We start from the raw sequence: 7888 nt of genomic DNA on the forward strand, positions 1-7888 counted from the left end.
CTTTACGTGGCTGTGTCGCGGGCTTGGCGGGCGCTAGTTTAGAGCAAGATGACGGCCTTTGTGCGCGGTTGGCGCCGTAGGGCGCGACCGGTGGGGCGCGCGCGCGCCTTGTGAGTGCGCCGCTTCGACGGGATCGAAGCAGCCGCGCGTGCATCGAAAGACCGCGGCGAAAGGAAGCCATCGGTGCGCGTGGAGGCGCCAATGCGGGGCGCGCGTATAGCGTTGCGGCGCCCGGTGATTTGCTATCATGCGCCGACCAGAATTTCTGGCTCAGTTCGCCTTTTCGGGACCCACGATGAGAGACGTATCTCCTCCGAAAGAAAGAAAACACCTGTTCCTTGGGCTGATCGTTGTACTGGGCTGCTATGCAATTCTGCTCAATAGCGCGGCCATCGACGCTCATTTCTTCGACGGCTATTTCGCCAACGGTGCATTTCAGCTATTCGACCCACTGCGGCGAATTGCTGCCGGACAGGTGCCGGGCAGAGACTTCATGATTTTCCATGGCATCGGGTCCGTTCTGGTTCACTACCCGGTCTACGCCGCTCTTGGAAAGAGCCTCTACGCGTCAGAAGCTTCGCGACTCGTGAACTCGCCGTTTTTCTTCGTTCTGTCGCCCTTCGTTGTCGCCTACCTTGCCAGCCGCTCACTCGCGGTTGCTTTCGGCACCACGTTGTTAATGCTGGCCATCGGGCCGCTTGTCCTGTTGCAACTATACAATCCGGTCAATGCAATGCTCGGGGTTCGCTCCGCATTCGCGGTACTCGCTTGCGCCGCCTTTCTGATCGACTCCCCTCGCCGGCGTCTAATCAGTGCTTCGTTGCTTATCGCTGTTGCGATAGTGGGTTCGACAGAACATGGGATTGCTGTCGTGATCGCGACGGTTTGCGTAGGCGGACTCGTTCTGGTCACGAAAAAGACGACCGGCCCGTTGATTGCCGCTGGCATCGGCATCGCGATAGCGCTGGTGTTTTTCGCGCTCTTTTCGCGATCGCACCTGCTCGATCTTCTTCGCTACAACTATAGCGATGTGCCGGGCGATCAACCCTGGTATTTCGGCGGCCCGCCAAACCCATTCGGCGGAGACGGTCTGCGTTCGATGCTCGGCCAGACCGAATTCAGGATTCGCGCGGTGGTTGGGGGCATCTGCCTCGTGCTCTTTGCGGTCCGTTTATTCAAGGAAGGTCTGACGCAGCGGATGACGGCAGCCCTCCTTTTCGCGACCTATGGATTGGCAACCCTCGGCACTCTGAATGGCTACATTTACTACGGCAACGTAGAGCCGTTTGTAAGGGCTTGCATTCTCGCCGCAGTAATCGCGTGCGTGCCCAGAAAGGCGTTTCCCTTTTGGGTCGACGCGTCATTGGGCGCATGCGTCCTGGCACTCGTAACGTTGCAGTTCATGCCAAAGCGGCATCAGTTTTCGGGCACACCGACCGTGCTCGGTGTCCATCTCTCCAAGCGGTGGGAGCGTCATCTGGCAGAAGTGAATTCGCGCGTGCCCATGTCTGCACATCTGTGGTCCGACTACTCGGGTATGGTCGAAGCGACGCATCCGCAATTTCAACCGACCAACGACTACATCATTCACGCGCTGGGAGCCGAGCGGCGCGAGCAATACTCGCAATCGTTCGCCAGGTTGTCGCCCGATTGGGTACGCGTCAACAACCTGTGTTCGTGGGCATTCGGAACATGGCTTCACAACGAAAACTGGCCTTTTTTCAGGCAAATTTTCGTGGGCTATGAACCCGTCTATCAGGATACGCTCGGCGTGCTGTTTCAGAAGTCCAAGCCAATATCGTTGAGCGCGCCCACGCAACTCAAGATAGACAACGATGGCTGCGTTACGCAGTCGGCCGATCACGATAGCATTTGGGAAATATCGGCTGACTATGAACTGGTCGCCGCAAGTCTCTTTCCTTTTATCAGCAGCATTCCGCGTTACCTGATACAGCAAACTTATCTATCCGGCTCTGCAGTAACGGCGCCCATGCCCGTCTCGCTGCCTCTCAAAGGCTACGGCCGGCATTGGGCTTTCCCGATGCGCCTTCAGGCCGGCGCCTCGATCAAGCTTTGTCCAGTCGTTCGCTCCAGGATCGGAGCGGCTGCGTTCTCATTCACGAAAGTGGAGAGCCGCGAGATGTTTGTCTCCAAGCCTATGCTCGACTATATGAATTGCACAGGCAAGGAGCCTGCGTATATTGCTCACTGAGTGTGGAGAGATGCGAGGAATGTGACCTCGGGTGCATTGCCCGGGGTTATTTTTTTCATTTTCACAAGGTAGCCGCCCGGTTGTGCGAGAGCCCGTCGTCGGGCAAATTTCGGACAGAAGGTGGGGTTATGGAAACCCCTTTTCCCAATCGAGGCCAGTCCCAGAGTGGGACGCCCGGCATGCGATGCAACGAGGACGCTAAAAGAAATGCCTGAACATTCGACAATGCGTGTATCCAGAATGTGCCTGGCAAACGCTTGGTAATGGGCTAATGGATGCTCACGCAAAGGTAGCTTTGAGCTGCAACCCAAAGGGGCAAAGGCCTCGAATCCTGATATTCGTGTTTGGGGGGTAGAAATGCAAAACGGGCCAAGAGGCCCGTTTTGCATTGATGTTCCTGGCGGAGAGACGGGGATTCGAACCCCGGATAGGTTATTAACCTATACACGCTTTCCAGGCGTGCGACTTAAACCGCTCATCCATCTCTCCGGCGGGGAGCCGAATTATAGCAAACTTCGCGCCGCGCGCCACACCCGTGCGAAAACTCGCTCAAGGATGCCGGATATAGTCCACCAGCGCGATCGTATAAGCATCCGGTTTGCGGTCGAGCAGACTCACGCCGATCGCCACCAGGAACCCCGCCGGCACGCCGAATACGCCCGAGCTGATGGGCTCGATGCCGAACCAGCGCGCGCCCGTGAAGCCCGTCATCTGGGTGAAGAACGGATAGGTCGAGACGATGTAATAGATGCACACCACGAGCCCCGCCACCATGCCGGCCACCGCGCCGAGCCGCGTGGTGCGCTTCCAGAACACGCCGAGCACCAGCACCGGAAACAGACTCGACGCCGCCAGCGAAAACGCCGCGCCCACCAGAAACAGAATATTCCCCGTGTTCAGCGACGCCACATACGACGCGAACAGCGCCACCCCCAGCAGCAGAATCTTCGAGATCGTCACACGCCGCTGGCTCGACGCGCCCGGATCGACCATGTGGTAGTACACGTCGTGCGACAACGCGTTGGCGATTGTCAGCAGCAAACCGTCTGCGGTCGACAGCGCCGCGGCTAGCGCACCCGCCGCGATCAAACCCGACATCACATACGGCAGCCCCGCGATCTCCGGCGCGGCGAGCACCACCATATCCGGCTGCATCTGGATCTCGCTCCATCGCACTATGCCGTCGCCGTTCGTATCCGCGAGGCTGATCAGGCTCGGCTCGACCTTGCGCCATTGCATGAGCCATTGCGGCAGATCGGCAAAGTGATGGCCGACCAGGTTGCTCAGCATCTCGTACTTGATCAGCACCGCGAGCACCGGCACCGTCAGATAGAACAGCGCGACGAAAAACAGCGTCCAGCCGACCGAGCGGCGCGCGGACGCCACCGACGTGGTCGTGTTATAGCGCGTCAGGATATGCGGCAGGCTCGCCGTGCCGAGCGACAGACACAGCAGCAGCGAAAGAAAGTTGCGCTCGTGGATGCGCCGATCCTCATCGTTGACCACGGGAAACGGCTCCTGCATCGGCACCGGCGCGGCCGCGCGCATCAGCATTTCGTCGCGCTGCCGGGTCCAGACGATCAGCGCGGCGGCGGCGTCGCGGGGGAACTGTTCGAGCGCCTTCTCGCGCTCCTTGATGTCGCGCAGTGGACCATTGTGGCGGCGCAGATCGGCGACTTCCTGCGTGAGCCGCTGCTTCTCGTCGACGAACGATTGCGGCAACGCGTCGAGGCGCATCTGCATCAGCGTCGCGCGGCGTCGACTGTCGTCGCGCACGGTCTGTTCGAGCGGCTCGTCGCGCACCTGCTGCTCGAGGCGCGCCATGCGCTCCATCAAACCGCCATAACTGACTTGCGGCACCCAGCCGAGGCCGTCCTTATGCGCGATCATCGACACGGGAATCAGGATCGCCGCGATCAGAATGATGTACTGCGCGACCTGCGTCCACGTCACGGCACGCATGCCGCCAAGAAACGAGCACACGAGAATGCCCGCGAGGCCGCAGAAAATGCCGATGGCGAAATCGACGCCGATAAAACGCGTCGCGATCAGTCCGACGCCCTGGATCTGCGCGACCAGATAGACGAACGAGCACAGGATCGCGGCCAGCGCGGCAAGCCCGCGCACCGCGTTACTCGAAAAGCGCGTGCCGAGAAAGTCGGGAATCGTGTAGCGCGCGAGCTTGCGCACGTAGGGCGCAAGGAGGAACGCGACAAGACAATAGCCGCCGGTCCAGCCCATCAGATACGCGAGACCGTCGTATCCGGTTGCATAGATCGACCCGGCCAGTCCGATGAACGACGCGGCCGACAGCCAGTCGGCCGCGGTCGCCATGCCATTGAACGCGGACGGCACGCGCCGCCCCGCCACGTAGTATTCGACCAGATCGGACGTACGCGACAGCACGCCGATCACCGCGTACACCGCGATCGGCACGAACAGGAACACATAGCCGATCCATACACCCGGGCCGGTGTTGCGCTCGATACGCCACATCACGTAGATAAACAGCAGGAAGCCGAGCGTATATAGCGCGTAGGAGCGGATCAGCCGATGCGTGAGTTTCATCGGCTCAGCGTCCGCGCCCGGTCGACGCGTTGGCATCGGTATTCGTGCTTGCGCTGCCTGCGGCGCTCGCGCCCGCATTCGCATCCGCATCCGCATCCGCATCCGCATCGAATGCACGTTGCAGCCGGCGGTCGGCACGCTGCATCAGCACGATATACACGACGATCAGCGCGAGGTAGACGAGAATCGCGCCCTGTGCGCCGAAATAGAACGGCAGACTAAAACCGCCGATGCGCACGTGCGCCAACCTGGGAGCAATCAGCGGCAGCACGAACGACACGGCGAAGCCGATGGTCATGAGCGTCGCGATCAGCGCGAGATTGAAGCGCCAGTACGTCTGATGCGCACGCGCCATCGCCGCCGAGACCGCAGGCGGTTCGGGCGCGGGATGAAGCGTAGCGTGAGAGGAGTGGTGCGGCGCGGCCATGCGCCTATTTAACAAAAAGCCACCGGGCAGGCAATCGGGATTGTCCGCGCGGTGGCCTCGACGGTGTGCCCTTAGTGGTCCAGGCAGACGCCAAGTGATCGCCCTTTGCGTCAGATCAAGCGCGTATCGTTCGACACACGCTTGTCACGACCCAAGACCCACCACCGCTCAGAGCGACTCGCCGAGCTGATCGAGAATCGCCGGGTTCTCCAGGGTGGACACGTCCTGAGTGATGGCCTCGCCCTTCGCGAGCGAGCGCAACAGGCGGCGCATGATCTTGCCCGAACGCGTCTTCGGCAGGTTTTCGCCGAAGCGGATGTCCTTCGGCTTCGCGATCGGACCGATCTCCTTGCCCACCCAGTTGCGCAGTTCGTTGGCGAGCTTCACGGCTTCGTCGCCTTGCGGACGCGCGCCCTTGAGCACGACGAACGCGCACACGGCCTCACCGGTGGTCGCATCGGGCCGGCCGACCACCGCGGCCTCGGCAACGAGCGAATTCGACACCAGCGCCGACTCGATCTCCATCGTCCCGAGCCGGTGACCCGACACGTTGAGCACGTCGTCGATGCGGCCCATGATCGTGAAGTAGCCGCTCTCCTTGTCGCGCACCGCGCCGTCGCCGGCGAGATACAGCGTGCCGCCGAGTTCTTCGGGGAAGTAGCTCTTCTTATAGCGGTCCGGGTCGCCCCATACGTTGCGCAGCATCGACGGCCACGGACGCTTCACCACCAGAATGCCGCCCTGCCCGTTCGGCACGTCCTGACCGGTTTCGTCGACAACCGCCGCGATGATGCCCGGCAGCGGCAGCGTGCACGAACCCGGCACGAGCGGCGTGGCGCCCGGCAGCGGCGTGATCATGTGCCCGCCGGTTTCCGTTTGCCACCACGTATCGACAATCGGACAACGGCCGCCGCCGACATTCTCGTGATACCACACCCACGCTTCCGGATTGATCGGCTCGCCGACCGTGCCGATGATGCGCAGTGTCGACAGGTCATAGCTCTTCGGATGCACCTTCGCGTCGGCTTCGGCAGCCTTGATCAGCGAGCGGATCGCGGTCGGCGCGGTGTAGAACAGCGTGACCTTGTGCTTCGCGATCATGTCCCAGAAGCGCCCGGCGTTCGGATAGGTCGGCACGCCTTCGAACACGACCTGGGTGCCGCCGAGCGTCAGCGGGCCATATGCGATGTAGCTATGGCCGGTAATCCAGCCGATGTCGGCGGTACACCAGAACACATCGGTGGGCTTCCAGTCGAAGGTCCACTTAAGGGTCTGCGCGGCCCACAGCAGATAGCCGCCGGTGCTGTGCTGCACGCCCTTCGGCTTGCCGGTCGAGCCGGACGTGTAGAGGATGAAGAGGGGGTGCTCCGCGCCGACCCACTCGGGCGCGCATTGATCCGACTCGGCTTGCGCGAGTTCATGCATCCACAGGTCGCGGCCTTCGTTCCACGCGACCTTGCCGCCGGTGCGCTGATACACGATGACGCTCGTGACCGCTTCGCAGCCGCCCATCGCGAGCGCTTCGTCGGCGATGTTCTTCAGCGGCAAGGCCTTGCCGCCGCGCATCTGTTCGTCGGACGTGACGAGCGCGACCGCGCCCACGTCCACCAGCCGCTCGTTGAGCGACTTCGACGAGAAGCCGCCGAACACCACCGAATGCGTGGCACCGATCCGCGCGCAAGCCTGCATCGCGACGATGCCTTCGATCGACATCGGCATGTAGATCACCACGCGGTCGCCCTTCTTCACGCCGCGCTTTTTCAGCGCGTTCGCAAAGCGCGACACGCGTTGCAGCAGATCCTGATAGGTGACGTTGGTGACGGTGCCGTCGTCGGCTTCGAAGACGATCGCGACGCGCCCGCCGTTGCCGGCTTCGACATGACGGTCGATGCTGTTATACGACGCGTTCAGCTGGCCGTCTTCGAACCACGTGTAAAACGGTGCCTTGGATTCGTCGAGCACCTGGGTGAAGGGCGTGTTCCAGCTCAGTGTCTCGCGAGCGAGGCGCCCCCAGAAGCCTTCGTAATCGCGTTCCGCTTCGGCGGCCAGCGCCCGGTACGCATCCATGCCGGAGATGGTCGCGCCTGCCGCTGCTTCAGCGGAGGGCGGGAAAATACGGCGTTCCTGAAGAACCGATTCAATCGCAGACATCGACAACCCCTTGGTGAAGATGAAACGTAAAACCTGTGCCGGCGCGCGCGTGGCGCGCCATGTCCCGTCGGCGCGGACCTCGACGGTCGACGCACGCTGCCCAACCTTGCACGGCGAAACGCCGGGCCCCGCGCCGCAGCCTCTCTGTCTGCACTATCTATTCATGCGGCGCTGCAGCATGGATGCGTACGCGACGAGCTGGCTGCTCCCATGATCAACCATAAGCGTTGCAACTTACCAGCCACTTACGCAAGCCGCATCGGCGTGCCCGCGAAAACCCTTAGCCGGGCAGACACGCGACACGCCTATGCAACGTGGCGCATAGGGCCTCGGGCGTGACGCACATGACGTACAAACGGCGCACTCGACACTACGCAAGTCGAGGTGCGCATGCTACGCGTTGCGCCACGTTTATGTGTTCGAACTCGCATACGATGTTGCACATCGCACGCGTGGCGACGTCGGGCATCCGCCCGTGTGTCCGCCCGTGTGTCCGCCCGTGTGTCCGCCCGTGTGTCCGCCCGTGTGTC

General features: G+C 61.9%; 4 protein-coding genes and 1 tRNA gene. 1 reads left to right on the forward strand and 4 read right to left on the reverse strand.

Annotation, left to right across the window (positions count from 1 at the left end; genetic code table 11):
* Positions 1–295 precede the first annotated feature (295 nt).
* On the forward strand, positions 296–2212 hold the full coding sequence (locus CIC12_RS14050; protein ID WP_168664707.1) for a hypothetical protein: 1917 nt from the start codon (positions 296–298) through the stop codon (positions 2210–2212).
* Between the two features lie 398 nt (positions 2213–2610).
* On the opposite strand, the gene CIC12_RS14055 is transcribed toward CIC12_RS14050, so the two are convergent.
* The 4 genes from CIC12_RS14055 to acs all read right to left on the reverse strand — a co-directional run bounded on the left by CIC12_RS14055 (position 2611) and on the right by acs (position 7358).
* Positions 2611–2701, reverse strand: a tRNA-Ser gene (locus CIC12_RS14055).
* Positions 2702–2761: 60 nt separating this feature from the next.
* Entirely contained in the window at positions 2762–4780 is a 2019-nt protein-coding gene (locus CIC12_RS14060; protein ID WP_168664708.1) for a sodium:solute symporter family protein, read from the reverse strand.
* A gap of 4 nt (positions 4781–4784) precedes the next feature.
* Positions 4785–5207, reverse strand: coding sequence for a DUF4212 domain-containing protein (locus tag CIC12_RS14065; protein ID WP_168664709.1), 423 nt, complete (start codon positions 5205–5207; stop codon positions 4785–4787).
* Positions 5208–5375: 168 nt separating this feature from the next.
* A complete protein-coding gene (gene acs / locus CIC12_RS14070) occupies positions 5376–7358 on the reverse strand; it encodes an acetate--CoA ligase (RefSeq protein WP_168664710.1) in 1983 nt (660 codons plus the stop codon).
* Positions 7359–7888 lie beyond the last annotated feature (530 nt).

It is taken from the genome of Paraburkholderia sp. SG-MS1, assembly GCF_012275575.1.
Classification (GTDB): domain Bacteria; phylum Pseudomonadota; class Gammaproteobacteria; order Burkholderiales; family Burkholderiaceae; genus Paraburkholderia.